This is a genomic window from Amycolatopsis sp. (assembly GCF_035276945.1).
Taxonomy (GTDB): domain Bacteria; phylum Actinomycetota; class Actinomycetes; order Mycobacteriales; family Pseudonocardiaceae; genus Amycolatopsis_E.
The window spans coordinates 147,740-174,635 of record NZ_DATELF010000051.1 but is presented as its reverse complement, the minus strand read 5'-3'; the positions used below and the strand labels follow the sequence as shown (position 1 = coordinate 174,635).

At 68.7% G+C, this 26,896-nt stretch carries 23 protein-coding genes; 15 read left to right on the top strand and 8 right to left on the bottom strand.

Annotation, left to right across the window (positions count from 1 at the left end):
- The 3 genes from VJT49_RS09065 to VJT49_RS09055 form a co-directional block, all read right to left on the bottom strand.
- On the bottom strand, positions 1 to 994 hold a 994-nt coding region (locus VJT49_RS09065), incomplete at its 3' end, for a wax ester/triacylglycerol synthase domain-containing protein (RefSeq protein WP_324164275.1).
- A gap of 148 nt (positions 995 to 1,142) precedes the next feature.
- Positions 1,143 to 1,805 carry a response regulator transcription factor gene (locus VJT49_RS09060; protein WP_324164274.1) on the bottom strand — a complete coding sequence of 221 codons (663 nt, stop codon included), beginning with the start codon at positions 1,803 to 1,805 and terminating at the stop codon, positions 1,143 to 1,145.
- 239 nt (positions 1,806 to 2,044) lie between these two features.
- Complete coding sequence (locus VJT49_RS09055; protein ID WP_324164273.1) at positions 2,045 to 2,476, bottom strand: hypothetical protein; 432 nt, start codon at positions 2,474 to 2,476, stop codon at positions 2,045 to 2,047.
- A 462-nt stretch (positions 2,477 to 2,938) separates the two neighbouring features.
- On the opposite strand from VJT49_RS09055, the gene VJT49_RS09050 reads away from it, so the two are divergent.
- The 4 genes from VJT49_RS09050 to VJT49_RS09035 all read left to right on the top strand — a co-directional run bounded on the left by VJT49_RS09050 (position 2,939) and on the right by VJT49_RS09035 (position 8,370).
- Positions 2,939 to 3,709: a GAF and ANTAR domain-containing protein gene (locus tag VJT49_RS09050; RefSeq protein WP_324164272.1), complete on the top strand. Its 771-nt coding sequence runs from the start codon at positions 2,939 to 2,941 to the stop codon at positions 3,707 to 3,709.
- Positions 3,710 to 3,833: 124 nt separating this feature from the next.
- The gene (locus VJT49_RS09045) at positions 3,834 to 6,602 is read left to right on the top strand and encodes a sensor domain-containing protein (RefSeq protein WP_324164271.1); all 2,769 of its coding nucleotides are present in this window, start codon (positions 3,834 to 3,836) and stop codon (positions 6,600 to 6,602) included.
- 201 nt (positions 6,603 to 6,803) lie between these two features.
- On the top strand, positions 6,804 to 7,952 hold the full coding sequence (locus VJT49_RS09040; RefSeq protein WP_324164270.1) for a PilT/PilU family type 4a pilus ATPase: 1,149 nt from the start codon (positions 6,804 to 6,806) through the stop codon (positions 7,950 to 7,952).
- Positions 7,953 to 8,067: 115 nt separating this feature from the next.
- Positions 8,068 to 8,370 (top strand): hypothetical protein, encoded by a 303-nt coding sequence (locus tag VJT49_RS09035; protein WP_324164269.1) that lies wholly within the window; start codon positions 8,068 to 8,070, stop codon positions 8,368 to 8,370.
- 15 nt (positions 8,371 to 8,385) lie between these two features.
- Here the strand turns inward: VJT49_RS09035 and VJT49_RS09030 are convergent, their stop codons facing one another.
- Both VJT49_RS09030 and VJT49_RS09025 read right to left on the bottom strand, forming a co-directional pair.
- Complete coding sequence (locus tag VJT49_RS09030; protein ID WP_324164268.1) at positions 8,386 to 10,197, bottom strand: sensor histidine kinase; 1,812 nt, start codon at positions 10,195 to 10,197, stop codon at positions 8,386 to 8,388.
- 257 nt (positions 10,198 to 10,454) lie between these two features.
- Entirely contained in the window at positions 10,455 to 12,044 is a 1,590-nt protein-coding gene (locus VJT49_RS09025; RefSeq protein ID WP_324164267.1) for an amidohydrolase, read from the bottom strand.
- Positions 12,045 to 12,390: 346 nt separating this feature from the next.
- Between VJT49_RS09025 and VJT49_RS09020 the strand changes: the two genes are divergently transcribed.
- From VJT49_RS09020 to VJT49_RS09005, 4 genes are read left to right on the top strand one after another with little or no spacing between them, the layout of a single operon-like run.
- Positions 12,391 to 13,116, top strand: a complete 726-nt coding sequence (locus VJT49_RS09020) for an enoyl-CoA hydratase/isomerase family protein (protein WP_324164266.1) — start codon at positions 12,391 to 12,393, stop codon at positions 13,114 to 13,116.
- The gene (locus VJT49_RS09015) at positions 13,113 to 14,639 is read left to right on the top strand and encodes an AMP-binding protein (RefSeq protein WP_324164265.1); all 1,527 of its coding nucleotides are present in this window, start codon (positions 13,113 to 13,115) and stop codon (positions 14,637 to 14,639) included. Before VJT49_RS09020 ends, VJT49_RS09015 begins: the two co-directional genes overlap by 4 nt.
- A complete protein-coding gene (locus VJT49_RS09010; protein WP_324164264.1) occupies positions 14,630 to 15,265 on the top strand; it encodes a TetR/AcrR family transcriptional regulator in 636 nt (211 codons plus the stop codon). Before VJT49_RS09015 ends, VJT49_RS09010 begins: the two co-directional genes overlap by 10 nt.
- A gap of 58 nt (positions 15,266 to 15,323) precedes the next feature.
- Positions 15,324 to 15,650, top strand: coding sequence for a hypothetical protein (locus tag VJT49_RS09005; RefSeq protein WP_324164263.1), 327 nt, complete (start codon positions 15,324 to 15,326; stop codon positions 15,648 to 15,650).
- A gap of 125 nt (positions 15,651 to 15,775) precedes the next feature.
- Here the strand turns inward: VJT49_RS09005 and VJT49_RS09000 are convergent, their stop codons facing one another.
- Positions 15,776 to 16,948 carry an acyl-CoA dehydrogenase family protein gene (locus tag VJT49_RS09000; RefSeq protein WP_324164262.1) on the bottom strand — a complete coding sequence of 391 codons (1,173 nt, stop codon included), beginning with the start codon at positions 16,946 to 16,948 and terminating at the stop codon, positions 15,776 to 15,778.
- Positions 16,949 to 17,223: 275 nt separating this feature from the next.
- Here VJT49_RS09000 and VJT49_RS08995 point away from each other — a divergent pair, with 275 nt between their 5' ends.
- The gene (locus tag VJT49_RS08995; protein WP_324164261.1) at positions 17,224 to 17,916 is read left to right on the top strand and encodes a 4'-phosphopantetheinyl transferase family protein; all 693 of its coding nucleotides are present in this window, start codon (positions 17,224 to 17,226) and stop codon (positions 17,914 to 17,916) included.
- A gap of 14 nt (positions 17,917 to 17,930) precedes the next feature.
- Here the strand turns inward: VJT49_RS08995 and VJT49_RS08990 are convergent, their stop codons facing one another.
- Positions 17,931 to 19,046 (bottom strand): isochorismate synthase, encoded by a 1,116-nt coding sequence (locus VJT49_RS08990; protein ID WP_324164260.1) that lies wholly within the window; start codon positions 19,044 to 19,046, stop codon positions 17,931 to 17,933.
- A 113-nt stretch (positions 19,047 to 19,159) separates the two neighbouring features.
- Positions 19,160 to 19,471, bottom strand: coding sequence for an integration host factor, actinobacterial type (gene mihF / locus VJT49_RS08985; protein ID WP_324164259.1), 312 nt, complete (start codon positions 19,469 to 19,471; stop codon positions 19,160 to 19,162).
- 264 nt (positions 19,472 to 19,735) lie between these two features.
- On the opposite strand from mihF, the gene VJT49_RS08980 reads away from it, so the two are divergent.
- The 6 genes from VJT49_RS08980 to VJT49_RS08955 all read left to right on the top strand — a co-directional run bounded on the left by VJT49_RS08980 (position 19,736) and on the right by VJT49_RS08955 (position 26,841).
- Positions 19,736 to 21,364, top strand: a complete 1,629-nt coding sequence (locus VJT49_RS08980; protein WP_324164258.1) for a long-chain fatty acid--CoA ligase — start codon at positions 19,736 to 19,738, stop codon at positions 21,362 to 21,364.
- A 91-nt stretch (positions 21,365 to 21,455) separates the two neighbouring features.
- Entirely contained in the window at positions 21,456 to 23,162 is a 1,707-nt protein-coding gene (locus VJT49_RS08975) for a TIGR03767 family metallophosphoesterase (RefSeq protein ID WP_324164257.1), read from the top strand.
- Between the two features lie 50 nt (positions 23,163 to 23,212).
- A complete protein-coding gene (locus VJT49_RS08970; RefSeq protein WP_324164256.1) occupies positions 23,213 to 24,406 on the top strand; it encodes a C39 family peptidase in 1,194 nt (397 codons plus the stop codon).
- Positions 24,407 to 24,539: 133 nt separating this feature from the next.
- The gene (locus VJT49_RS08965; RefSeq protein ID WP_324164255.1) at positions 24,540 to 25,640 is read left to right on the top strand and encodes an S-(hydroxymethyl)mycothiol dehydrogenase; all 1,101 of its coding nucleotides are present in this window, start codon (positions 24,540 to 24,542) and stop codon (positions 25,638 to 25,640) included.
- A 163-nt stretch (positions 25,641 to 25,803) separates the two neighbouring features.
- A complete protein-coding gene (locus VJT49_RS08960; RefSeq protein WP_324164254.1) occupies positions 25,804 to 26,502 on the top strand; it encodes a TetR/AcrR family transcriptional regulator in 699 nt (232 codons plus the stop codon).
- Positions 26,503 to 26,571: 69 nt separating this feature from the next.
- Complete coding sequence (locus tag VJT49_RS08955; RefSeq protein ID WP_324164253.1) at positions 26,572 to 26,841, top strand: helix-turn-helix transcriptional regulator; 270 nt, start codon at positions 26,572 to 26,574, stop codon at positions 26,839 to 26,841.
- Positions 26,842 to 26,896: the final 55 nt, after the last annotated feature.

The following is a 26,896-nucleotide window of genomic DNA, read 5'->3' as shown; positions in this document are numbered from 1 at the left end:
CGCCGGGCACCCGGCCCGCCAGCAGCGGCACCGCGCCCGCGCCACGTGCGGCTCCGGCGGCCTTGCGCGCGTCCATCCGGGCACGCACGATCCGCAGCCGCGTGACCGGGTCCGGCTCGCCCACCGGAAGGTCACACAGATAGCCGGACAGGTGGTTGCCGGTGTCCTGGCCGTCGGCGTCCCGGCGCACGTTGACCGGTACCAGCGCGCGGACCGTCCGTCCGTCGGGCAGGCACTCGCGCAGGGCGCCCGCGAGCACCGCCAGCACGACGTCGTTCGTCGTACCGCCGTGGATCTTGCGGATCCGCAGGATGTCGTCACGGTTCAGGCGCAGGGTGGCCAGCCTTCGCCTGCCCGGCGTGGCACCGAACGTGGCCAGCGCGGTCGCGGGTCTCGCGGCGCCCACCACCGAACCCGCGACACCCAGGGTCTCGACGGCCTGGCGGGCGAGCCCGGCCAGCCCGGACGGGGTGGTCAGCGCCCGCCACGCCGGACGCGGTGGCCGGCTCCGCACCGTGTCGGGTGCGAAATCGTCGAGCAGGCCGGCGACGAGCGCGGCGGCACCGGCACCGTCGGTCAGCGCGTGATGCAGCTTGATCAGCAGGCCGAACCGGGCACCGGGCAGCCCCGCGACGACGTGGATCTCCCACAGCGGCCGGTGCGGGTCGAGTGGTCGCGCCATGATCCCGGTGACCAGTTCGATGAGCCTGTCTTCCCGGCCCCGCCCCCGGACGCAGTGGGTGTGCACATGGTCCGCGGCGGCGAAATCACGGCAGCGCGACCACGCCACGCCACCGGGCGGGAACCACGTCGACCTCGGCGATTCGTGCAGCCTGGGCAGTTTCCGAGCCCGGTCGGCGAGCAGCGCGGCGATCCGCCGGGGATGCACCGGATGGTCGGGCTTGAACAGCGCGAGCGCGCCCATCGTCATCGGCATGTTCGGGTCGTCCAGGCAGAGGAAAGCCGTATCAAGCCCACTCAGTCGTCGGTGCATCCGCGATCCCTTCACCCGCGGGCGTCAACGCAGATGGCAGACCCCCCTGCCGGACGAAGAAAAAAGCCCGCACATATCCCCTGTTCGTGTCTGATGTGGACATTACGATACGGGCGACAAGCACCGGTTCACACGGCCTGGGTGAGCCTCAGTCGCCACGCTCCGGCCGTTGCGCGCGTTTGGCCGCGTAGACGGCCGCTTCGGTCCGGCGTTCGAAGCCAAGTTTGTGCAGCAACGAGGAAACGTAGTTCTTGACCGTTTTCTCGGCAAGGGAAAGGGATTCCGCGATCTGCCGGTTGGTCAGCCCGGCCGCGACGAGATCGAGCACCCGGCGTTCCTGGGGGCTTAGCAGTCCGTAGTTCTTCTCACCCGGGCCGGTCCCGCCCTCGCCGCGCAGCCTGCTCATCGCCGAGGCGGCCAGTTCGTTGTCCAGCAGCGACCCACCGGCCGCGACGGTGCGTACCGCCTCCACCAGATTCGTGCCCGAGACCTGCTTGAGCACGTATCCCGCCGACCCCGCCATGATCGCGCCGAACAGCGCCTCGTCGTCGGCGTAGGAAGTGAGCATCAGGCACGCCGGTGCCGGGTCCATCGAGGACCGGATCTCCCGGCATACCGTCACGCCCTCCCCGTCGGGCAACCGCACGTCGAGAATCGCGACATCCGGCTTGAGTGTGGGAATCCGCACCAGCGCCTCGGCCATCAGACCGGCCTCGCCCACGACCTCCATGTCTTTCTCGGCGGTCAGCATCGTCTTCAACCCGGCACGGACAACCTCGTGATCATCGAGCAGGAACACCGAAATCGTCATCGCGGGCCCCAAAGTCGTGACTGCGGATCCACACTCGGTGAGCGTAGCGGAGTTCGGAAAGTCCGTCCGTCCGTCTGAGACGACCCGGCGCGCGGAGGCCGAAGGCCCCGGATTTGCGTTGGCCGCCGACCGGCGGGTGCCGAAGACAGGGAACCGGTGGCGGTCTGGCCACGCAAATCCGATCGCGCGCACATGAACACAGCCTAGAGGTCGCGAAAAGTCAATGTGGACCGGCGACCTCAGCGGGGTGGCATCCGGCGGCAGGAGACCTCGCCGGGATGAATGTCGCCCATGCCGGCGCCGATCAGGCCCGCATACGGCACGCCCTGTTCGTCCACCGCCAGAATCCGGTTGGTGAACAGCGGCGCGACGGCACCGGTGATATCGATGACGTTGGCGTGACTGGCCAGTTCGAACACCGTGCGCATCGCGGTGACGGTTTCGATCCGGTCGGGATCATTGTCCGGGGAAAGACCGGTGATCAGAATATCGAGCAGCGCCTCCTCCGGGCCGATGTCGATCTGCACGGAAGCGCGCGCGGGGAATTCCCCGCGCTCACGAAGTTCGCAGACCTCCCGGACGAGATGGGCGGCGATCGCCGGTAATGAGCCGCCGAGTTGCAGATGATCGGAACCCGTGATGCACAGGGCCTGCCGGACGGAATCGATCATGGGCGCTCGCCTTCCAATGTCTTCCGCCGAACGCGAGGATGAGAAGCACAGCGCTTGTCAACGCTTGTTCGAGCTTGTTCGAGCTTGTTCGAGCTTGTTGAACAAGAGCCAGAGTCGCCGGGATCTGGGGCGACGCGAGGATCTCCCGCGAGCATCGAGGACACCACACGCCGCCGCGGGCCGTCCAGGCTCCCCGCCCGGCACCAACGGCGGGCCACTCGAACAGCGTAGCAGGTTAGTCCAATTCAGCGACCGGAAAAGCGGGAGAACGTTTTCGCATCGGCCTGACCCACGATTCTCCTCCCTCATCGAGGTGGCTCCGGCACGGGCGCGTGACGGGCGCCCTCACCCAAATAAGGTGAACATGCCCGCCGCGAGTTTTCAGCGAAGGCGCGCCGGCGATAAACAAAGTTAGGTCGCAGTGGAAGACAAGGGCCCCACATGCCTTCGGAAGGACCAGCAATGCCCCAGGAACAGCGGCTGGCCGCCGCCTTCGTCGAGCTCTCCGACGTGCACCGTCCGGATTTCGAAGCCGACCGGTACACCCAGGTGCTCGCCCGGCACGCGGCGAGCCTGCTCGACGTGGACGCGGCGGGCTGGGCGCTGGCCGACGAGTCCGGGCGACTGGACGCCGTGGGCGGCACCACCGACACGGTGCGGCTGCTCCAGGTCGTCCAACTGCGCGCGGGCGAGGGTCCCGCGGTCGACAGTTTCCACTCTGGACAGCCGTTGAGTGTGGCCGACCTCAACTCGGACTCGCGCTGGACGGCCTTCCGGACCGCCGTGCTCGGCGCCGGCTTCGCCGCCGTGCACGTCCTGCCCATGCGGGTGCTCGGCGGTGAATCGGGTGCGATCGGCGCATTGTGCCTGTTCCGGCGGCAGCCCGGCGAACTCGGCGCGGACGACCTCGTGGTGGGCGCCGCGCTCGTCGGCGTGGCCACCGGATGCCTGCTGCTGAAACGAGCCACGGCCCGGGCGGAGAAGCTGTCGGCGCAGTTGCAGACCGCGCTCAACAGCCGGGTCACCATCGAACAGGCCAAGGGAATCCTCGCCGAACGGCGCGGGACCTCTTTGGACAACGCCTTCGAGTTGATGCGGGCCTTCGCCCGGCACAACCGGCGGAGGCTCAACGACGTGGCCTGCGCCGTGGTCACCGGATCGCCGACGGTCACCGGCCTGATCCAGACCTCGGCGGAGAAGCCGCGGACCTGCCTGTCCGGTTGGCTGAGCTGACCGTACGGGCGACCTGCGCCAGCGCGGGTGGGCCGGCTGGTCGAGCAGGTTGGCTCGCGGGCGGAGGGCGCGGCCACGGCGCCTTCCGCCCGCGAGCAGGCTGGGGCGGGCGATCGGAGGTGTCATGAGTCCCCGGACCCAGGACATGGGCAGGCTCGCGATCGGCACGGCACTGGACCCGGCGTTCATCATCGATCTCACCCTGGCCGCCGACGCCAGCCTGGCCTGGCGCCTCGACTTCACCACCGGCTCGCTGTTCTGGAACCCGGGGATGGACGAGCTGCTGGGCGTGTCCGGTACGCGTGACGGCGAGCTCGGCGCGCGGTTGCGCGAGGCGGTCGGCCCGATGATCCCCGCCGCGCGGTCCGCCACGCCGGGCCAGGACTTCGAACTCGAACAACAACTCCCGGACGCCTCCGGCTTCCCGCGCTGGCTCCGCTTCCGCGCGCGCACCTACGACACCGGCACATCGACGGGTCTGTTCGGGATCGCCAGTGACGTGACGGAGCAGCGGGAGGCCAGGCAGGCGCTGGCCGACATCGCCGACCGCTACCGGCTGCTGGTCGATCTCACGCCCGAAGCGATCGCGGTGCACCAGCAAGGGCACGTCGTTTACGTCAATCCCGCGTTCCTGCGGTTCTTCGGCGCGACCTCGCATTCCGAGGTGCTGGGCCGCGCGATCACCGATTTCGTCCACCCGGATTCGATTCCCGCCATGTGGCAGCGGATCAAGGCGCTGACCACTCCGGGGGCCACCTCGGAACCGACGGAGGTGGAACTGCTGCGCTTCGACGGCAGCCGGCTCGCGATCGAATCGGTTTCGGTGCGCACGACCTGGGAGGGTGAGCCCGCCTTCCAGGTGATCATGCGGGACGTCACCGCGCAGAAGGCCGCCGAGGCCGCGCTCCGGTACCAGGCCGCGCTGGTCTCGCACGTGAGCGACGCGATCATCGCCACCGACGCGGAGTCCGTGGTGACCAGTTGGAACCCGGCCGCCGAGACCATCTACGGGCACCCCGCCGCATCGGCCATCGGGCGTCTGGTTCCCGAGTTGCTCGGCTCCCCGCTGACCATCGAAGACGTCGTGCGGACCGGCGGCGTGCTGCGGTCGATGCACCGGCGGTCCGACGGTTCTTCGCTGGCCGTCCGGGTCTCCGCCGCGCCGATGGACGGCGGGTACGTGCTGGTGTGCGCCGACGAAACCCCGCAGCGTCGTGCCGAGCGACGTTTCGCCACCGTCGTCGCCTCTCTCGAAGAAGGGGTGATCGTGATGACGCCGGAAGGCGCCATCGAATCGGCCAACCCCGCCGCGTTGCGCATCCTCGGCACGAAGATCAGCGACCTCACCGGAGTGCCGGCCCGCCCGCCGCTACTGGCCCTGTTCGACGAGGACGGACGACGGATCCCCCGCTCGGAATACCCGATGACCACGACGAGGATGACCGGGATTCCGCAGAACGGCCGCCTGCTGTGCATCAGGAGAGTCGACGGCACCGACGCGTGGGTTTCCCTGAGCTGCCGGCCGTTGAACGCGGACTCGGCCCCGCCGCATTCGGTGGTCGCGTCCTTTTCCGACACCACGGAACGGCGGCGGACCGCCGAGCGCCTCCACTACGACGCGACGCACGACGTGCTCACCGGGCTGGCGAACCGGGCGATGGTGGTGCACCGGCTCACCGACACGCTCGGCAGGCCGCACCGCGCCGAGACGATCGTGGTGCTGTTCATCGACCTGGACAAGTTCAAGGTGATCAACGACTCGCTCGGTCACGCGACGGGCGACGAGGTGCTGCGGGTGGTCGGCTGCCGGCTGCGGCAGAGCGTGCGCGGAGCCGACCTGGTCGGGCGGCTGGGTGGTGACGAATTCGTCGTGCTCGGCTTCGGTATCAACGATCCCGCGGACGCCAGGGCGCTGGCGATGCACCTGCGGTCCACGCTCGTCGACCCGATCAGAGTGGACAACCGCGAACTCCACATCGACGCCAGCATCGGCATCGTGCTGGCGGGCCCGGACGACTCGCGCTCCGCCGACGATCTCATCCGCGACGCCGATGTCGCGATGTACGAGGCGAAGACGAACGGCCGTGGCCGCAACGAGTTCTTCGACGTGGCGTTGCGGGAACGCATGCAGCGCCGCCTCCGGCTGGAGCAGGATTTGCGCGACGCCGTGCGCCTCAACGAACTCGTCGTCGCCTACCAGCAGGTGGTCGCGTTGCCGTCCGCCAAAGTGGTGGGCGTGGAGGCCCTGCTGCGGTGGCACCAGCCGCATCTCGGGGTCGTTTCGCCGGTCGAATTCATCCCGCTCGCCGAGGAAAGCGACCTGATCAGCGCGATCGGCATCCAGACCCTGCGCGCCACCACCCACGAAATGGCTCGGCAGCGCCAGTTGCACGGATTCGACCTGCACGTGGCGGTGAACCTTTCCGCCCGGCAGCTCGACAATCCGGATCTGCTGTTCACCGTGCAGCACGCGTTGCACACCGCGAACCTGCCCGCGGAGGCGCTGTGCCTGGAGATCACGGAAAGCGCGCTGATGCGCGACCCGTTGCTGGCGGCGAAGAAACTGGACTCGTTGCGCAGCCTCGGGGTACGGATCGCCATCGACGACTTCGGCACCGGATACGCTTCCCTGTCCCAGTTGCTCCGGCTGCCCGTGGACATCCTCAAGATCGACCAGTCCTTCGTCGCCGACCTCGGCGAATCGTCCGACGCGGCGGGCATCGTCAACGGCATCGTGGCGATGGCCCACGCGGTCGGCCTCACCGTGATCGCGGAAGGCGTCGAAACCGCCCAGCAGCTCGAAATCCTCTGCGATCTCGGGTGCGACCAGGCCCAGGGACACTACTTCGGCAGGCCCGGCACCCCCGACGACATCTTTTCGTCACAGCGCTGATATGCCCGGCACTCGAACACTGCCACTTTCGGGTGTTTCCCCGCCACCGCGGCGAACTCACATTGCGTGGAGTCGCCGATGCGGTGGACAGTAAAAGAGCGCAAGGTCGCGCCTGCCGTCTCTCTCCCCCGTCCCGAGTCCCCGGACGTGGTCTTCCCCGATTTCGACCGGTAATGGGAAATCCACCCATCGGAGGTTGTCGTGCACGGTCCCCCCATCGGCAGCAGAATCGATTCGTTACTGGAAGCGCTCTGGCGGGCCAACGGCACCGAGCTGCTGCTCACCGCGGGCATGCCACCCCAGATCCGGGTGGGCGGCGACCTGCAACCGATTCCCGGACAGGGACCGCTCACCGCCACGGCCACCGACGCCGTGCTCGCCGAGGTGCTGCTCCCCGAACAGGCCGACGTCTGGAAGACGGCCCACGAATACGATTTCACCTTCGGCTGGCGCAGCACGGCCAGGGTCCGGGGCAACGCCTTCAGCCAGCGCGGCACCACCGCGCTGAACCTGCGGATCATCCCCCGCACCGTGCCGACCCTGGCGGAACTGGGCCTGCCACCGGCGATGACCGAATTCGCGCGGCGCCGGGAGGGCCTGGTCCTGGTCACCGGACCCACCGGGGCGGGAAAGTCGGCCACGCTGGCCGCGATGATCAACCAGATCAACATCAACCGCGCCTGCCACATCATCACCATCGAGGACCCGATCGAGTACATGCACGAGCACAAGCGCTCCGCGGTCAACCAGCGCGAGATCGCCTCGGACACCGCGTCGTTTTCGGCCGGGCTGCGGTCCGCGCTGCGCGAGGGTCCGGACGTGCTGCTCATCGGCGAACTGCGCGACCTGGAGTCGATCCGCATCGCGCTCAACATGGCCGAGACCACCGGCACGCTGGTCTTCGCCACGCTCCCGGCGCACAACACGGTCGAGTCGCTGACGCGGGTCGTCGACGTCTTCCCGGCCGAACAGCGGTCGCAGATCCGCGTGCAGCTTTCGGCCGCGCTCGCCGGAGTCCTCTGCCAGCAGCTGGTGCCGCGCGTCGGCGGCGGCCTGGTCGCCGCCTACGAGGTCCTCGTCGCCAACGCGAAGATCCGGAACCTGATCAGGGACGGCGACACGGACCGGCTTCGCGACCGCGTGGTGTCCGGCGGGACCGAAGGCATGATGACCTTCGAGATGTCACTGTCCGAACTGGTCCGCGGCGGCGAGGTGACCTACGAGACCGCGTTGGCGCGCAGCCTGCATCCGAAGGACATCGAAGCCAGCCCAACCGTACCGGCACAGTATCCCGAGGAGCGGCCGCGAGCGCATTCGCGGAACAACAAGAAAAAGCTGTTCACCCGATAGGTTCGCCTTCCGGGAAGACGCCCGCGCGGCCGGTTGACAAGCACCAACCACCGTAGGACGCTCGCCGTGCCCTTTTTCGGGGTCTCTTTGCGATAACGCGGTGGAAGGAAGTCCTGTGTTCAGCGATCGCGCGCCTACGGCCACCATCGACAGCTCAGTCCCGCTGGACGAGCTCCAGTCCGTGCTGCGGCTGCTGGCCACCACTTCCAGCGCCAGACAGGTCAAAGCCGGACTCACCGTGGTCATCGAGACGCTGGACGCGCAGTCCTTTTTGGTCACCACACCGTTCGAGGACACCTTCGGCTGGCTGACCCTGAAACTGCGAACCCTGCGCACCGCCGTCGAGGAACGGGCGGACCACGGCGTGCTACGTCAGGTCAACGCGCTGGCCGCCCGCCTCGCCGACGCCCTCGAGTAGGTCTTCGTTCGCCGGTCACCTCGTCACCGGCAGCTCGATCCGTACGGTCGTGCCCGCGCCGGGCACGCTGTCGACGCGCAGGTCGCCGCCGTGCAGTTCGACCACCGCGCGGGAAACGGCCAGGCCGAGCCCGCCACCCGAGATCCCGGCGCGCGGCACCCCGGCCGGGAGTGGCCGGACGTCACGGCGGGTCGCTCGCCGCAGTTCGGCCGATGGCGTCCCGATGCCCGGATCGGTGATCTCGATGATCCACACGCCTTCGCTGAACTCGGCGGTGACGCGGACCAGGTCACCCGCGTCACCGAATTTCAGCGCGTTGCCCAGCGCGTTGCCCAGGACCTGGCGCAGCAGCTCGGTATCGCCGCGCAACGGTGGCCCGGTACGCGTGTCGCACACGATCTCCACGCGGCGCGAATCGGCTTCGAGCCCACGCTCGGCGAGGGCGGCATGGACCAGTTCGGGCACGTCGACCTCGTCGGACTTCAGCGGTAGCTGCCGGTTTTCGAGCCGGTTGAGCAGCAACAGGTTGTCCACCAGCCGCAGCAGCCGCTCGGCGTTGCCGGTGATGACGTCCAGCGCCGACCGCTGGGTGTCGTTGAGCTGACCCAGACGCACGTCGGCGAGCAACTGCCCGAAGCCCAGCAGCGCGGTGAGCGAGGTCCGGAGCTCGTGCGAAACCGTCGTCAGCAGATCGTTTTGCCTGCCCGCCGTTCCGGCCGGGTGCACGGTGAACAGCCAAACCGTACCGAGCTCGGTCGCGCCGTCGGAAAGCGGGCGAAACCCGAGTTCCAGCGTCCGCCCGTCGGCCAGGTCAAGCCGCTCGGTGGAGGGTTGCCTCCGGGACGCGAGGTCGGTCAGGCGATGGTGGACCGCGTCCGGGGCGCGGCACTGGGCGGCGACCGCCCGTAGCGCGACCTCACGGTCGGCCGGGGTGCCGAACTCCCGGCCGAACGCCCCGTTGGCCAGAACCAGCTCGCCCCGCTCGTCGGTGACCATCGCCGCGCCTTCGAGCCCCGTGATCACCTCGCGAAGCCGCGCGCGCCCGGAGTACTGGCGGGTGACATCGATGCCGTAGGCCACCACCGACCGCAGGCCCGGCACGCCGGTCAGATCGACGAACACCGTTTCCAGCACAACGGTGTCGTCGGCCGCCGTCCGCACCCGTAGCTCCACAGTGGACTGTTTACGCAGACCGGTACGGGTCAGCGCGTAGGCGCGCAGCGCGGCGGGCCGGTCACGGGGATCGACGATCGACAGCGGCGCCAGCCCGAGTTTGGGTGGATAGCCGAGCACCGGCGTCACCGCCTCGGACAGCACCGCGGCACCGTTCTCGCCGAGCCGCAGGATGACCAGCCTCGTGTTGCGGAGCAGTTGCGTGATGGCGCTGTCGGCGGGAAGCTCCGGGCCGGCCGGCCCGATCGCCGCCGTGATCACCGCGAGCGCGGACTCCAGGCGTCGCCGGTGCTCTTCGCCCTGCCATTCCCGGTCTCCCGACTCGGCGAGTTCCACGACGAGTTCGCCGGGCAACGCGGCCCGGCGCTCACCCCGCCGCCGTTGGCCCTCTCGGCGCTCCTCCTGACGCTGGATCGGGATGGCCACCTGCGCCCGGCCGCGCCGGTCCCCGACCCGCCGGTCCGCGACCCGCCGGTCGGCCACCTCAACGGAGCGCACACCCAGCGTCGCGCCGAGCAGGTTGGTGAACGCCTCGGCGGATGCCGGCTCGGGATCCTGCGACCCGAGCAGTTCGGCGGCCTTGACCACCAGTTCGGCCACCTGTGCGGCCGGGGTGTCCTGGCCCGCGGTGCTGGCTTCCGGTTGGCCGGTCAATTTCGTTTCCCCGCTCTGCTCGACAACGCTGCTCGACAACGGCGCCCCGGCTGCCTCCACGGTACGGTCGAAAATCCCTTCCGCACCCGCCGTTCACCCACGACAGGCGACCGCCACTACCTCACCCAGGTGACCCGCGAGTCCCCCTACCCCGACACCCGAGTCCGGCTTACCCGACACGCGAGTCCGGCTTACCCGACACGCGAGTCCAGCCCACACGACACGCGAGTCCGGCTTACCCGATACGCGAGTCCGGCTTACGAAGCCTGGTAGACCAACTCTCCGCCGATCGCCGTCGCCAGCACCCGCGCCTCATCCAAAGTGGACTCAGTGGTCGGATCCGCCGACAGCACGGCGAAGTCGGCGAGCTTGCCGACCTCCAGGGTGCCGAGGTCGTGCTCACGGAAGGTCGCGTAGGCCGAGCCCAGCGTGTACGCGTGAAGGGCTTGCGCGGGCGAAAGACGCTCGGCAGGACCCAGCAGGTGACCACCCGACGTGCGGCGACGGACCATGTCGGCGAGCCCGAGCAGCGGAGCTCCGCTGACCACCGGGCGGTCCGAACTGCCGGGCAGTACACATCCGGCGTCCAAAAAGGACTTTAGTCGGTAGCACCAGTCCTCCCGCGACGGTCCCAACGCGGCCCGCATGCCGTCACCGATCTCGCTGATGAACCGTCCCTGCGGCACCGGAACGAGGCCCAGGGCGGCGATCCGGGCGAGCCCGGCGGGCGGCAGAACGGCGCAGTGTTCGATACGGTGACGGTGATCGGCTCGGGGATGAGCCTTCAGCGCCGCCTCGTAGGCGTCCAGGACCGTCGAAATCGCCCGGTCGCCGATGGCGTGCGTGGCGATCTGCCAGCCTGCCGCGTGCGCGCGGAGAACCGTCTCCGCCAACTCCTCCTCGGGCAACTGGAAGTAGCCGCGATTGCCCGTCTCACCGGTGAAATCCTTGTGCATCGCGGCCGTGCGCCCGATCAGGGAGCCGTCCGCGAACAGCTTCATCGGTCCGATCCGGAGCCACTCGTCACCGAGTCCGGTGCGCAGGCCGAGATCGAGGCCGAAACCCGAGCCGTCGGGGAGGTCGTGCAGGACGGCGGAGGAGACCATCAACGTGGTGCGCACGCGCAGCACGCCGGAGTCCCGGGCACGCTGGTAAGCCGCGACCTCGACCGGCGTCCGGCCGATCAGCCCGCCGCCGATTCCGGCCTCCTGCACGCTGGTGATGCCCTCGGACAGGTAAACCTCGCTTGCCCGGTCGATCGCCCGGACGACGGTGTCCACCGGCGTCGGGTAGATCAGCGGGCGCAGCAGCAGCTGGGCCTGCTCGCGCAGGAGCCCCGTCGGCGAGCCGTCGGCGTCGAGCACGACGTCACCGCCCACGGGCACGTTCGCCAGATCCAACTGGTCGAGCAGGGTCGAACTGACCACGCACATGTGGCCCGAGGTGTGCTTGAGCTGGACCAGCCGTCCCGGGGCGGCCCGGTCCAGTCCGTGCCGGGTGGGATGGCCGCCGACCAGCCGGTTCTGGTCGTAGCCGCTCCCCACGATCCAGCCGCCCTCGGGCACCTCGGCCGCGCGTTCGGCGATCGCCGCGTACACCTCGTCGACGTGCTTGCACTCGCCCAGCGCCACCTCGTCGAGGCCCCTGCCGAACCAGACCATGTGGTTGTGCGCGTCGTGGAATCCAGGCACCACGACGGACCCGCCGAGGTCGACCCGCCGGCGAGCGGAAAGCGCCTCGGCGTCCTCTCCCAGGGCGACGACCCGGCCATGCAGCATCGCGACCGCCGAGGTCCACGACTGCCCACTCAACACCCGCGCGTTCTCGAAGACGGCATCAACACGCACAAAGCAGACACTAGCCGGGTATTCCGCACCTGAGCTGCTGACCTGCGGTGATACCCAGGAGATCATCTTGGTGCAGCCCGCTGAACAGCCGAAACGTGTCCATGTGGCGAGAACGGGACCAGCGAAGCGGGCCTCCGTCAACGTGGACCGCCCGACGCGAAAGCCGGACTCACTCGACGCGGGAGCCCGACTCACCCGACACGAAAGCCCGACTCGCCCGTCCCGAAAGCCGGACTCGCCCGACACGAAAGCCGGACTCGCGGGTCGCGAAAGGCCGACTCGCCTGGCGGGAGAGGTGGACTCGCGGGCTATCGATCGATCGATTGGGTCGGATAGGCTGGTCAGCATGGGTTCGGTGGAAGTGGCATGGGAAGGCGGGGTGGCCAGGGTCTGGCTGAACCGGCCCGAGCGGCTGAACGCGGTCGCGCCGGTGCTGGTCGAGGACCTGCTGGCGGCACTCGACCACGTGGCGGGTTCCGGCGCGGGCTCGGTCGTGCTGGCCGGGCGGGGCCGCGCGTTCTGCGCCGGTCATGACCTCAAGGAGCCGACGCCGCCGGGTGACTCGCGGGCGAGGCTGGACCGGCTGCAGGAAGTGACGCGCCGCCTGCGTGCTCTGCCGCAACCCGTCGTCGCCGCGGTGCACGGCTACGCGATCGGCGCGGGTGCCGAATTCGCCATCGGCTGCGACCTGGTGCTGGCCGCCGAGGACGCCGTGTTCGCCTTTCCCGAAGCGGGGCTCGGGCTCAGCGTGACCGGCGGCGCGTCACGGCTGCTACCGCTCCTGGTCGGCCCGCTGAAGGCCAAGGAGTTGCTGCTGCTCGGCGAGCGGGTGGACGCGGCGACGGCCGAGCGCCTCGGCCTGGTCAACGCGGTCGTGCCGGACCTGGAGGAGGCCGCGATGACCTGGGCCAGGAAGCTCGCCGGCCAGCCCGGCGCCACACTCGCCAAGCGCGCGCTCGACGCGTCGATCGAGTTGGAGGCCGCGCTGGAACTCGAAGTCAGCCACGCCTTGATCACCGAGCACTCCCCGGAGGTCGCCGAGTCCGCCCAGGCATTCCGGAACCGCGGATGACCAGGCTCGAGGAGGTTGACGACCTGGTGACCCTGGTCCGGCGCGCCGCCGAACTGTGGCCGGACGCCGACGCCTGGATCTTCGACGAGACGGGCACGCGCTTCACCTTCACCGACATCGACCGGCAGAGCACCCGCCTGGCCGCCGCGCTGGCCGGACTCGGGCTCGAGCGGGGCGAGGCGGTCGCGGTGATGCTGCGCAACCAGCCGGAGTTCCCGTTGCTCTGGCTCGCGCTGGCGAAACTGGGCGCGGTGCTGGTGCCGGTGAACGTCAACTACCGCGAACTGGATGGCGCCCACGTGCTGCGTCACTCCGGCGCACGGTTCGCCGTGGCCGCGCGGGAGTTCGTCGATCTGCTGACCCGGATCGCGCCCGGCACGAAGCTGGAGCGTGTCCTCACCGCTGACGAACTTCACGCGCACGCCGGGAAGCCGGCCGAAACGAGGGTCTTCGGCGAGCAGCCGGTCAACATCCAGTACACCTCGGGCACGACGGGGGTCCCGAAGGGTTGCGTCCTCCCGCACCGCTATTGGTTGACCCTGGCCCGCGGCCTGGTGACGGACTTCCCGGCGATTTCCGCGGACGACACCATCCTGACCGCCCAGCCGTTCCACTACATCGATCCACAATGGAATGTCGTACTGGGACTCTCCTCCGGCGCCACGCTGGTCGTCCTCGACCGGTTCCACCCCTCGACGTTCTGGGCGAAGATCCGCGAACACCGGGTCACCTGGTTCTACTGCCTGGGCCTGATGCCCACGTTGTTACTGCGCCAGCCGGAATCCCCGCGGGATCGCGAACATCACGTGCGCGCGATCAGCGCTTCGGCCATCCCGCGAGACCTCCATGCGGAACTGGAAAAGCGCTGGGGCGTGCCATGGTTCGAGGCGTTCGGCATGACCGAGACCGGTGGCGATCTTAGAGTGTCCGAAATGGACCATGACGAGCTGGTCGGGACGGGCTGCGTCGGCACGCCGACCCGCGACCGGGAAGCGATGATCGTCGACGAGTCGGGGCAGCCGGTGCCACGGGGTGAGACCGGCGAACTCGTACTGCGCGGGATCGGCATGATGCACGGCTACCACGACGATCCCGAAGCCACCGCTCGAATCTTCTCCAACGGCTGGTTCCACACCGGCGACCTGGCCACGATGGACGTACGCGGCCGCGTCTTCTACATCGGGCGCACGAAGGACATGATCCGCCGCAGTGGCGAGAACATCTCGGCGGACGAAGTCGAACGGGCGCTGCTCCTGCATCCCGCCGTCCGGCTGGCGGCGGTCGTGGCGGAGCCGGACGAGTTGCGGGGCGAGGAGGTCAAGGCGTTCGTCGTGCTGGACGCCGAAACCGGCCCGGACGAGCTCGCCGAGTTCTGCGCCACCAAACTCGCCTACTTCAAGGTGCCGAGGTACTGGACGATCGCGGATTCCCTGCCGCTGACGCCGTCGGAACGGGTCGCCAAGGGCGAACTGCGGAAGTCCGGCCTGCCCAGCTATGACCGGGTGCGCGGGACGTGGCGCTGACCACCGAGCAACGGATACGGCGGGCCGCGATCAAACTGTTCGCGGACAAGGGCTTTCACGGGACCGGGATCCGGGATCTGGCGCAGGCGGCCAAGATCTCGTCGGCGAGCCTCTACCACTACATGGGTACCAAGGAGGATCTCCTCGCCGACGTCATGCGCGAGTGCTTGGCGCGGCTGTTGCGCGCGGCCCGCGGCCTCACCGGCGAAGACCCTCGAGACCGGCTGGCCGGACTGGTCGCGCTCCATGTGCTCACCCATGCCACCCAGCCGGCGGAAACCCGGGTGGTGGACCACGAGGTGCACGTGCTCTCGCCTACGGTGAGGCGTCGGATCGTTTCACTGCGCGACGAATACGAGCTGCTGTGGACCGAAACGATCTCCGACGGCATCCGCGCCGGAGTCTTTCAGGATGCGGAACCGGTGGTCACCAGGCTGGCGCTACTCGACATGTGCAACGGCGTGACGAGGTGGTACTCGCCGCGCGGTCCGCTGTCGCTGGAGCAACTGGCCACGCACTACGCCCGGTTGGCACTACGTATGCTCGGCGGTCCGGAAAACGATTTCTCTTTTCCTGTCCAGCGGGCCAGGGAAGTGGTATCGACGGTGTGGAAGAGGACGCTCTAGCTGGGGATTCGCCGTGTGTCCCTTGCGCCGGACCGCGCAATTGAGGGACCCTCGGAGGGTGACTGAGCAAACGATCCATCTGGAACTGGACGACTCGGGTCTCGCACCGGAGTTGCCGGTGCCGACAAACCCTCGGGACGGTGTACAGGACGTTCCCTACCGCCCGGTGGAATTCCGCGACGACGATCTCGCCGCCGCGTTGGAGCGCTGTGCGACCTGGCTTCGCTCGGCACAGGAATGGCTCGGCGAGCCACTGGACGTGCTCGCCATTCACCTCGACTACGACGACCGTGAGGGCGCCCCCTACTACGACCTGAAACTCCTCTGCAACGAGGAGGACCTGGCCGGGGCCCCACTGGCCCTCCGCGCGCGTTCTCAAAGCTGACGCGCGGAATCAGCGGAAATACTCGAGAAAGTAAGTGACGACCAGGCGGGGTGGCCGGCGCGAAACGCCATGGCCACCGCGCTCCGGCCGTCCGCTGTGTCTTCCCGGGGTGCCCCAAACCTTCTTCAGCCCAGCGCGCCGGTGACCTTCGCGTGACCCTTGAGCAGGTTCCGGGCGATGGTGCGCCGCTGGATCTCGTCGGTGCCCTCGTAAATGCGCAGCAGGCGCAGTTCGCGGTACCAGCGCTCGATCGGCAGTTCCCGGGTGTAACCCATGCCGCCGTGGATCTGGAGCACCCGGTCGACGATCTCGTTCGCCTTCTGCCCGCCGTAGAGCTTCGCAATGGACTGCGCGTGCCGGGAGTCCATACCCGAGTCCACCTGCCAGGCCGCGTGCAGCACGAGCCAGCGCAGCGCCTCGAGTTCGACCCCCGAGTCGGCGATCATCCACTGGATCGCCTGGCGGGAGGCGATCGGCGCGCCGAAGGTCTCCCGCGTGTTGGCGTGCTCGATCGCCATCGAGATCAGCCGCTCGCACGAGCCGATCGCGCGCGCGGGCAGCAGGTACCGGCCACGCCCGATCCACTGCATGGCGAGGGCGAAACCCCCGCCCAACTCGCCGAGGATCTGCGTCTCGGGCACCCGCACGTCCTGGAAGACCAGTGACGCGGGACCCCATTGGCCCATGGTGTCGATGTACTCGGACTTCCAGCCCATGTCGCGGTCGACCAGGAAACAGCTCACCCCACCGTTGGCGCCCTTCCCGGGATCGGTCACCGCGAAGACCATCACGAAGTCGGCCTCGTTGCCGCCGGTGATGAAGGTCTTCTCCCCGTTGATGATCCAGTCGGAGCCGTCCTTGCGGGCCGAGGTGCGGATGGCCTTGGCGTCCGATCCCGCGCCCGGCTCGGTGATGGCGAAGCACGACCTGCGCTCGCCGGCGATGGTCGGCAACAGGTAACACTGTTTCTGCTCTTCGTTGGCGTAGAAGAGAATGTTGTCCACGGCACCGCCGAACCGGAACGGCACGAAGGTCTTGCCCAGCTCGGCTTCCAGCAGCGCGGTCATCACCGCGGACAAACCCATGCCACCGTATTCCTCCGGCGTCTGCACGCCCCAGAACCCGGATTCCTTCGCCTTGAGCTGCAGTTCCCTGAGCTCGTCCCCGGTCAGGCCCGCGGCGCCGCGGCGCTCGCGCCGGAGCACCTCCGGTTCGAGGGGCACAAGCTCACGCTCAACGAAGGTGCGCACCCAGTCACGTACTTCACGCTCTTCGGTGTTCAGGCTGAAGTCGACCATGAAACCTCCCAGGAGCCGCCGCGGACTAAGCGCTCGCTTAGTCCACGCTACCGACTCCTTGAAAATTACACAAGCACATCAGTGAACCCCTCGGCACGACAGCAACTCGGCCGACCGCGGCTTCGGGCGATTCAGCTCCTCCCCGCGCCTTCGAAATCCCCCTCGTCGAGTAACAGGGATTCCGTGGGACGGCGCGGGATCGGTAACTGCCTCGTCGCAGCCCAGTTCGGCTCACTTACGCGGATTTCCCCGTGCGGTCGAGGTAGGTTGGAACGGTGATCGAATGCGGAGTTTGGTGGGCCGTCCCGCTGACGGCGGAACCGCGGTACCTGGAACTGCTGGACTCCCTCGAGCAGGGCCGGTACCAGGCCTACCGCCAGGAGATCGACCGCCGCCGGTTCCTGACCGGGCGGGTGCTGGCGAAGACCGTCGTCGGGGAACTGCTCGGCCGCGCACCGGAATCCGTGACGTTCGACGCGACCTGCGACGACTGCGGTAAGCCGCACGGCAGGCCCCGGATCGACGGGGTCACGTTCTCGATCTCCCACTCCGGCCAGCGGATCGGCCTCGCCGTCACCAGCGAAGCCCCGGTCGGCCTGGACGTGGAAACGGCCGACCGCAAGGCGGCCGACTCGCTGATCTCCTACGCCCTCAACGAAACCGAGCAGCAGGACCTGGCCGGCCTCGGCGCGGAGGAACGCGTGCGGGCGTTCTTCCGGTACTGGACCCGCAAGGAGGCGCTGATGAAGGCGACCGGGCGGGGGCTGAAGATCCCGTTGCAGAGCATCACGCTGTCCGGGCCGGGAGAACCCGCCCGGCTCGTCGCCTCCGCGGACAGTTCGCTCGCTCCCGAAACGACCCAACTCGCCGACCTCGAACCCGGCGACGGCTACCGCGCCGCCGTCGCGATCCTCGCCGCCGACGAAATCAAGGTGACCGAGCGTCGCTGGGAACCGTCGAGAGAGTGAGGCCCGCCCTCGCCCTAGAGTTCCAGGCCCATCGCGCGCAGGAGGGTCTGGAACTTCGCGGAGGTCTCGTCGAGCTCGGCCTTCGGGTCGGACGCCGGGACGATCCCCCCGCCCGCGTACAGCCGCAGCGACCGCTGCCCCGCCTCCGCGCACCGGATCGATACGGCCCACTCGCCGTCGCCGCGGGCGTCCATCCACCCGACCGTGCCCGCGTAGTAGCCGCGGTCGAACGGCTCCAGCTCGGCGACCAGCCGACGGGCCTCTTCCGTCGGCGAGCCGCAGATCGCCGGGGTGGGATGCAGGGCGGCGGCGAGCCGCAACGCGGTGACGTCACGGTCGATCAGGTCGCCGCTGACGACCGTGCCGAGGTGCCACATGGTGGGCGTGGAGACCAGCGAAGGTGAGCGGGGCACGTCGAGACGGCGGCAGAACGGGCGCAGTGTCTCCACGATGGCCTCGGTCAACACAGCGTGCTCGACATGGTCCTTGCGAGACGACGCGAGGCTCTCGGCGTTCTCGCGGTCGGTGACCGGATCGCCCGAGCGGGGCGCGGACCCGGCGTGCGGATGGGACACCACCCGCGTGCCGGTTCGGGAGAGCAGCAGCTCGGGGCTGGCACCGGTGAGGGTCCGGCCGTTCGGCAGCCCGGCGGCGAAGATGTACCCGCCGGCGCCGTCGCTGATCAGGTTGTGCAGCACGGCCTGCGGCGAAACGTCGGAGTCGAAGTCGAGGTCCAGCGCCCTGGCGAGGACGACCTTGCGCATCCCGCGCTCGCCCAGCGCCTTGACCGCCCGGGCGACGGCCTCGACGTGCCGAACCGGTTCGGGTACGGCACGCACTTCGGCAGGTGGGGCGATGGTCTTCCGCGACCCGACGCGCACAGGACCGCTGATCCGCGACGTCTCCGGCAGGACAACGTGTCCCGGCACGCTGTGCGTTTCGAACGGGAGCACGCCGACCGCGAGCCCTCGCGGGTCCTCGGCCAGCGCGGCCGCGACCGCTTCGCTCAGCGTGACAGCGTCGGTGCCGGTGAAGGTGTGACGGGAGCCGGAGCCGACGATCGTGTGCCGCTGGGTGGTGAAGAAGAAGTCACCGGGGACGTATCGCGCGAGCAGCTCACCGGCATCCATGAGGCCATTCTGCCCCCGGCGGCATTGCCGGGGCCGGTCGTGAGTGGAAAGTGTTGCCTGTGCAACACTTTCCACTCAGAGGCCTTTGACCAGGGAAAACACGGGTATCGAACCTACTTGAGAGCGTCGATGAGGGCTTCGCGCTGCCGCTCGCCGAGTCCTGCGGCACGCCGGTCCGGGTCGATGCCGGTCTGCTCGAGCAGGGCCGCGACCTTGACCGCGCCGAGGCCCGGGACGGCCTTCAGCAACTGGGTGACCTTCGTCTTGCCGATGGTCTTGTCTTCCTTGGCCTTGGCGAGCACCTTGTCGATGCTCTGCTGGCCGGACTTGATCGACGCGAGTAGCTCGGATCGAGCCTTGCGCGCCTCGGCCGCCTTGGCCAGTGCTTCCGCACGCTGCTCCGGGGTCAACGTAGGCAGAGCCAACGTACTTGTCCTTCCTGTGTCGGATATCCGCCTTCGCGGCGACGGCCGGGCACCCAGCTGATGCTTGCACGAGCAAGCGCTGGCCAGGCCGTCTGGTCCACGGCCCCAGTAAACGCCACCTGGGCCGATGCCGCGAAACCGACACGCAGGCTCTCGCCCGGTCGAGGGGTCGTGAGCCCGGTCAGGAACCCTCTTATTTCCTGAACCGTTCGGCTCTACAGTTTCCGCAACTGTGCGTTCACCGTCGAACCCTGGGAGTCCACCATGTTGAGCACGATGCAAGACGGTCAGCTCTCCCTCGCCAATCTGCTCCGCCATGGCAGCAGGGTCCATGCGGCTGCCGAAGTGGTCACCTGGACCGGCTCGGGGAGCCGCCGGGAAACGTACGGTGAGCTGGGGCGGCACGCGGCCAGGCTGGCCAACGCGCTGCGTGGCCTGGGCATCACGGGTGACCAGCGAGTGGGCACGTTCATGTGGAACAACGCCGAACATCTCGCCGCGTACCTCGCGGTCCCGGCGATGGGCGCGGTGCTGCACACGCTCAACATCCGGCTGTTCCCCGAGCAGCTGGTCTACGTGGCCAACCACGCCGAGGACCAGGTCGTGCTGGTCGACGGCACCTTGGTGCCGCTGCTGGCCAAGCAGTTGCCGGCGATGAAAACGGTGAGGCACGTCGTCGTGGCCAACGGTGACGCGGCCGCGCTGGAGGCGCCCGGTGGTGTCGAGGTGCACTCCTACGACGAACTGCTCGCCGCGCAGCCGGACACCTTCGACTGGCCCGCGGTGGACGAGCGCTCGGCGGCCGCGATGTGCTATACGTCCGGGACCACCGGCGACCCCAAGGGCGTGGCGTACTCGCACCGGTCGATCTGGCTGCACTCGATGCAGGTGTGCATGACCGACAGCATGCGGCTGGCCCAGTCCGACCGGGCGCTGGCGATCGTGCCGATGTTCCACGCGATGGCCTGGGGCCTGCCGTATGCGGCGATGATGGTCGGCGCGTCGCTGGTGCTGCCCGACCGGTTCCTGCAGCCCGCTCCGATCGCGCAGCTGCTGGCCGAGGAGAAGCCGACGTTCGCCGGCGCGGTGCCGACCATCTGGCAGGGCCTGCTGCAGCATCTGGAGGCGAACCCGCAGGACATCTCACACCTGCGCGAGGTCGTCGTGGGCGGCTCGGCCTGCCCGCCGTCGCTGATGCACACCTTCGAAGACCGCTACGGGGTGCCGATCCTGCACGCCTGGGGCATGACCGAGACCTCCCCACTGGGCAGCGTGGCCCACCCGCCCGCCGAGGCCGCCGGCGAGCAGGCCTGGGCGTACCGGTACACGCAGGGCCGGTTCCCCGCCTCGGTGCGCGCCCGCCTGATCGGCGACTCCGGCGAGGAACTGCCGTGGGACAACGAGGCGGTCGGCGAGCTGGAGGTGCAGGGGCCGTGGGTCGCGGCGTCGTACTACGGCGGCGCCGAGGTCGATCCGGAGAAGTTCCACGACGGCTGGTTGCGCACCGGGGACGTGGGCAACATCAGCCCGGACGGCTTCCTCACCCTGACCGACCGCGCCAAGGACGTGATCAAGTCCGGCGGCGAATGGATTTCCTCGGTGGAGCTGGAGAACCTGGTGATGAGCCATCCCTCGGTGGCCGAGGCGGCGGTGATCGGGGTGCCCGACGAGAAGTGGGACGAACGCCCGCTCGTCGCGGTCGTGCCACGCGAGGGCAAGCAGGTCAGTGCCGGGGAGCTGCGCGAGTTCCTGACCGGCAAGGTCGCCAGGTGGCAGCTGCCGGAACACTGGACGTTCATCGACGAGGTGCCCAAGACCAGCGTCGGCAAGTTCGACAAGAAGCGCCTGCGCGCGTGGAACATCGAGGGCAAACTCGACGTGACTCATTTCTGATGGACAACGGCCGTCCGCGTTCTTGAACAAAAACTGACAAATTCTCCAACCAAACCGACAATCCTTCACTGTCCCGCTACCCTCGGGCGGCATGAGCGAGCTGTCGAGACGTGGGTTCGTGGTGGCCGTCGGGGTGACCGGGCTGGGGTTCGTGGTGGGCGCGCCGCGCGCGAACGCGTCCGCGCGAGCCGTCAACCCGGCGGGGACGACGCTGGACACGGTCGCCACCCCGGTGACCACGGGAACCGGGTACACCCGGCTGACGAAAGGGCCGGGTTGGCCACTGGTGGTCCGCGAGGAACTGGTCGCCGGGCGCACCGGTCGTGACGACCGGCGCACCGCGCTCACCTCGTTCGTCCAGTTCACCGACCTGCACGTGACGGACGCCGAAAGCCCGGCCCGGTTCGAGTACCTGCATCCGTTGGTCAGCCCCGCCCATCGTCCACAAGAGACACTCGGCCCGGTGGCGACCGCCGCGCTGGTCAGGCGGGTGAACAGCCTGCGGGAAGGGCCGTTCACCGGCCGCGCGTTCGACTTCGTCATGACCACCGGCGACAACACCGACAACCACGAACACATCGAACTCGACTGGTTCCTCGGCATCCTCAACGGCGGCACGATCACGCCCAGTTCGGGCGACCCGCGCCGCTACGAAGGCGTGCAGTCCTCCGGCTCACCGGTGTTCTGGAACCCGGACAAACCACTGCCCGGTGACGACTACACCGCCAAGGGCTTCCCGGAGATCCCCGGCCTGCTCACCGCGGCCGGCGCCACTTTCGTCTCGCCGGGCCTGGACATTCCCTGGTACTGCACGTTCGGCAACCATGACGACAGCGTCTCCGGATCGCTGCCGGAAGGTATTCCGGGCATCGAAAACCTCTACACCGGCCGTTACAAGATCATCGGCAAGGACGAGAGCAGCCAACGGAAGCTGGCCGCGACGATCAACACCCCGGGCGCGAACATCCCCGTCGAGGAACTGTTCAGCGGCGGGGTGGTCCGCGAGGTCACGCCGGACGAGCGCCGGAAACCGTTCACCACGGCGGAATTCGTTCGGGCACACCTCGCGGCGGCCAACACCGGCCCCGGACCGGTGGGCCACGGCTTCACCGAGGCCAACGCCGACGGCACCGACGTCCACTACACCTTCCGCATCGCGCCCGGAATCACCGGGATCAGCCTCGACACCACCACGCTGGCCGGTTTCGCGGACGGCTCGATCGGGCTCGGCCAGTACCTGTGGGTCGAGCGGACCCTGCGGCGCGCCAGCTCCACCTACTACGACGGGTGGGGGAACAAGGTGCGCCAGCAGGTCGGCGACGAGCTGTTCATCCTGTTCAGCCACCACACGTCGGGCACGATGGGCAACGTCCTCCCGGACTACCGGCACCCGCTGGAACCGCGGCTGACCGGCGACGCGTTCGTGGCACTGCTCAACCGCTTCCCGAACGTGCTGGCCTGGGTGAACGGGCACACCCACCGCAACAAGATCACGCCGCACCCCGGCAAGACCCCGGCACAGGGCTTCTGGGAGATCAACACCGCTTCGCATGTCGACTTCCCGCAGCACGCCAGGATCATCGAGGTCGCCGACAACGCCGACGGCACCTTGTCGCTGTTCACGACCCTCATCGAGGCCGAAGCGCCCTACGCCGCCGACTACGGGGACGCCTCATCCACCGCGCTCGCCTCGCTGTATCGGGAGCTGTCGTACAACGACATCCACGTCAACCTCGGCCGGGTCGGCGAGGCCGTTGACCACAACACGGAGCTGTTGATCGTCAACCCCCTGAGCTGAGCGGTGCGCCAGAGGTTTACACCAATCGCTTTTTGCGTGAAAATTCCTCGATGACTCGCCGCTTGCTCACCCTGCTCGCCGTCGCGATGATGGCGACGGTGACCGCTCCACCCGCCGAGGCGCGCACCGGGCACCCCCAGGACGCGCCCGTCGACTACCACGAATTCGCCACGCCGGGCGGGCTGCGGATCGGCAGGCCCGCCGGCAGCGTCTCCTACGAAGGCAGGACCTACGAGTACGCGCAGTGGACGTCACCGGTGTGGCGGCCGGGGTTCGACGCGACCCAGCTGATCGCGTCCTGGAACGCGCGCACCCCGGCGAAGACCTGGCTCCAGGTTGAGGCGCAGGGCCGGACCGGCACCGGCGAGCGGACGGCGTGGTACGTGATGGGCCGGTGGGCCAGCGGCGACACGGACATCCAGCGCACCAGCGTCAATGGGCAGGACGACACGAACGCCATGGTGGATGTGGACACGCTGGTCACGAAGCCCGGCGTCACGCTGCGCTCCTACCGGCTGCGGGTCAGCCTCTACCGCGAGGCGGGCAGCTTCGTCACCCCGGTCGTCACCCAGATCGGCGCGATGACCTCCAACATCCCAGACCGCTTCGAGGTGCCGGCGTCCGGGCCGGGCCGGGCATCCGGCATCGAACTGCCGGTCCCGGCGTACGCGCAGAACATCCACAAAGGACACTTCCCGGAGTACGGCGGTGGCGGCGAGAACTGGTGCAGCCCGACCTCGACCGAAATGGTGGTCGAGTACTGGGGCCGCCGCCCGCGCGAGGCGGATCTGTCGTGGATTCCGGCCGACTACCCGGACCGCACGGTGGACTACGCGGCCCGTTACACCTATGACTACGCCTACGAAGGCACCGGCAACTGGCCCTTCAACACCGCCTATGCGGCGGAGTTCGGGTTGCGCGGCCACATCACGCGGCTGCACTCGCTCAACGACATCGAGGACTACATCGCCCGGGGCATCCCGGTGATCACTTCGCAGTCGTTCCTGGCCGACGAGCTGGACGGGGCGGGATACGGCACCGCCGGCCACATCATGGTGGTCATCGGGTTCACCAAGAACGGGGACGTGATCGTCAACGACCCGGCGTCCAACAGCGACGCCAGCGTACGCACCGTCTACAAGCGCGCGCAGTTCGAAAAGATTTGGCTGCGCACGAAGCGTTACACCGCGTCCGGCTCGGTGGCGGGTGGCCCCGGCGGAATCGTCTACCTCATCACCCCCTGAGGGGGAGCGGCTTTCACTCAATGAAAGCCGACTTGAGAGGCCCGGTAGCGCGGCTGAGACTTAGGCCACTATCGCGATTTTCGTGTTTCGTGGCAAGCTGCTCTGGGTCTTGACACGAGGAAGGTGGGTACAGATGCCGCACGAAGTGCAGGGGGTCGTTTCCCGGGCCAAGGGCGAACCGGTCTCGCTGGAAACGGTGATCGTGCCCGATCCTGGCCCGGGCGAAGCGGTGGTGTCGGTGAAGGCCTGCGGGGTCTGCCACACCGACATGCACTACCGCGACGGCGGCATCAACGACGAGTACCCGTTCCTGCTGGGGCATGAGGCCGCCGGTTACGTGGAGCAGGTGGGCGAGGGCGTCACCCACGTGGCACCCGGTGACTTCGTCATCCTCAACTGGCGCGCGGTGTGCGGCACCTGCCGGGCCTGCGAGCGCGGCCGCCCGTGGTACTGCTTCTCGACCTTCAACGCGTCCCAGCCGATGACCCTGGCGGACGGCACCGCGCTCAGCCCGGCGCTGGGCATCGGGGCGTTCCTGGACAAGACGCTCGTGCACGCCGGACAGTGCACGAAGGTCGACCCCGAGGCCGAACCCGCGGTCGCCGGACTGCTCGGCTGCGGCGTGATGGCCGGGATCGGCGCGGCGATCAACACCGGCGCCGTGACGCGCGGCGACACGGTCGCGGTCATCGGCTGCGGCGGGGTCGGTGACGCGGCCATCGCGGGGGCGTACCTGGCCGGCGCACGCACGATCATCGCGATCGACACCGACGACCGGAAGCTCGAGTGGGCCAAGGACTTCGGCGCCACCCACACGTTCAACTCGCGCGGCCGCGGTCAGGACGAGGTGGTGGAGGCCATCCAGGACCTCACCGGCTCCTTCGGCGCGGACGTGGTGATCGACGCGGTCGGCCGGCCGGAAACCTGGAAGCAGGCGTTCTACGGTCGCGACCTGGCGGGCACCGTGGTGCTGGTCGGCGTGCCGACGCCGGACATGCGCCTGGACGACATGCCGCTCGTCGACTTCTTCTCGCGCGGCGGCTCACTGAAGTCCTCCTGGTACGGCGACTGCCTGCCCTCGCGTGACTTTCCCATGCTGGTCGACCTGTACCTGCAGGGCAGGCTGCCGCTGGACAAGTTCGTCACCGAGCGGATCGCCGTCGACGGCGTCGAGCACGCCTTCGAGCGGATGCACAAGGGCGAGGTTCTCCGCAGCGTCGTCGAATTCGGCTGATCGGACTCCAGCCGCCTCCGGCCGATCCCGTGGTAGGGGTCGGCCGGATCTTTCCGCGCCCTCACAACGGCCTCGGGATCATGATCGTCTAATATCTCGCGCCTGAAAGAACAGAAAAGGGCACGGTGGTCGGCAATGCCGGTAAACGGCTACAGTGTGACAAATGGCTGATGACAGTCACACCGCTTTCCAGCGATACGACTCCTCATCATCCGGCTCTCCTTCGCCGAGTGCACGCGAATCCGCACGCGCATCCAGCGCGCTGGCGAGCGCCCGGGCGCGGCAGACGGCCACCCGCGTCTCCAACGAGGTTCTGCTCGATGCCGCGCGGGAATGCGTGCTCGCGGTAGGCCTGCGCCGCACCACCCTCGCCGAGATCGCACGGACCGCCAAGGTCAGCCGCATGACCCTGTACCGCCGGTTCCCGGACGTGCGGAGCGTTCTCGCCGCCCTGACGACCCGGGAGTTCGGCGCGGTGCTGCGCCAGGCGGACACCGAGGGCGCCACCGCGCCGACCGCGCGCGAACGGCTGACCCGCAGTGCCGTGGCCGCCGTGCGGTTGCTCAACGCCGATCCGCTGATGCGCACCGTGCTCGACAAGGACTCCGGCGTCCTGCTCCCACACGTGGTGGCACGGCTCGGCCGCACGCAACGGTTCGGCGAGCAGGTGATCTCCGCGCTGCTGGAAACCGGCCGGAAGGACGGCTCCATCCGTGCCGGCCACCCACGCGCCCAGGCCCGCGCGATCCTGCTGATGGTGCAGTCCTTCGTGCTTTCGCTGCGCGCGGCCACCGCCGACGTCGACGCCGGGGCTCTCCTCGCCGAGTTCGCCCACCAACTGGACGCCGCTCTCCGCCCCTGACCCCCAGGTTTTCCATGCGATCGTTGTACGATCTTGCCACATCGTTGTGTTTTTGCAAGGATCTGTTGTGTGAGTCCGGTGAGACGCGGTGAGGAGCTACCGATCCACAACCGCCTCGCCGTGCTGCGGGCCGAACGAGGGATGAGCCGCGCGGCGCTGGCCGAGGCGGTCGAGGTCAACCCGCAGACCATCGGCGCGCTCGAGCGAGGCGACCACTACCCCAGCCTCGACCTGGCGTTCCGCATCTGCGAGGTGTTCGGCCTGCCGGTCGAGGCCGTGTTCAACCGCAAGCCGTTCGCACCACTTTCCACGCAGGTCTACGGCGAGGGGACCCGATGAACCTGACTTCGGTATGGGAACGCTGCCAAGCCAGGCTCGGAACGCGAACACAGGC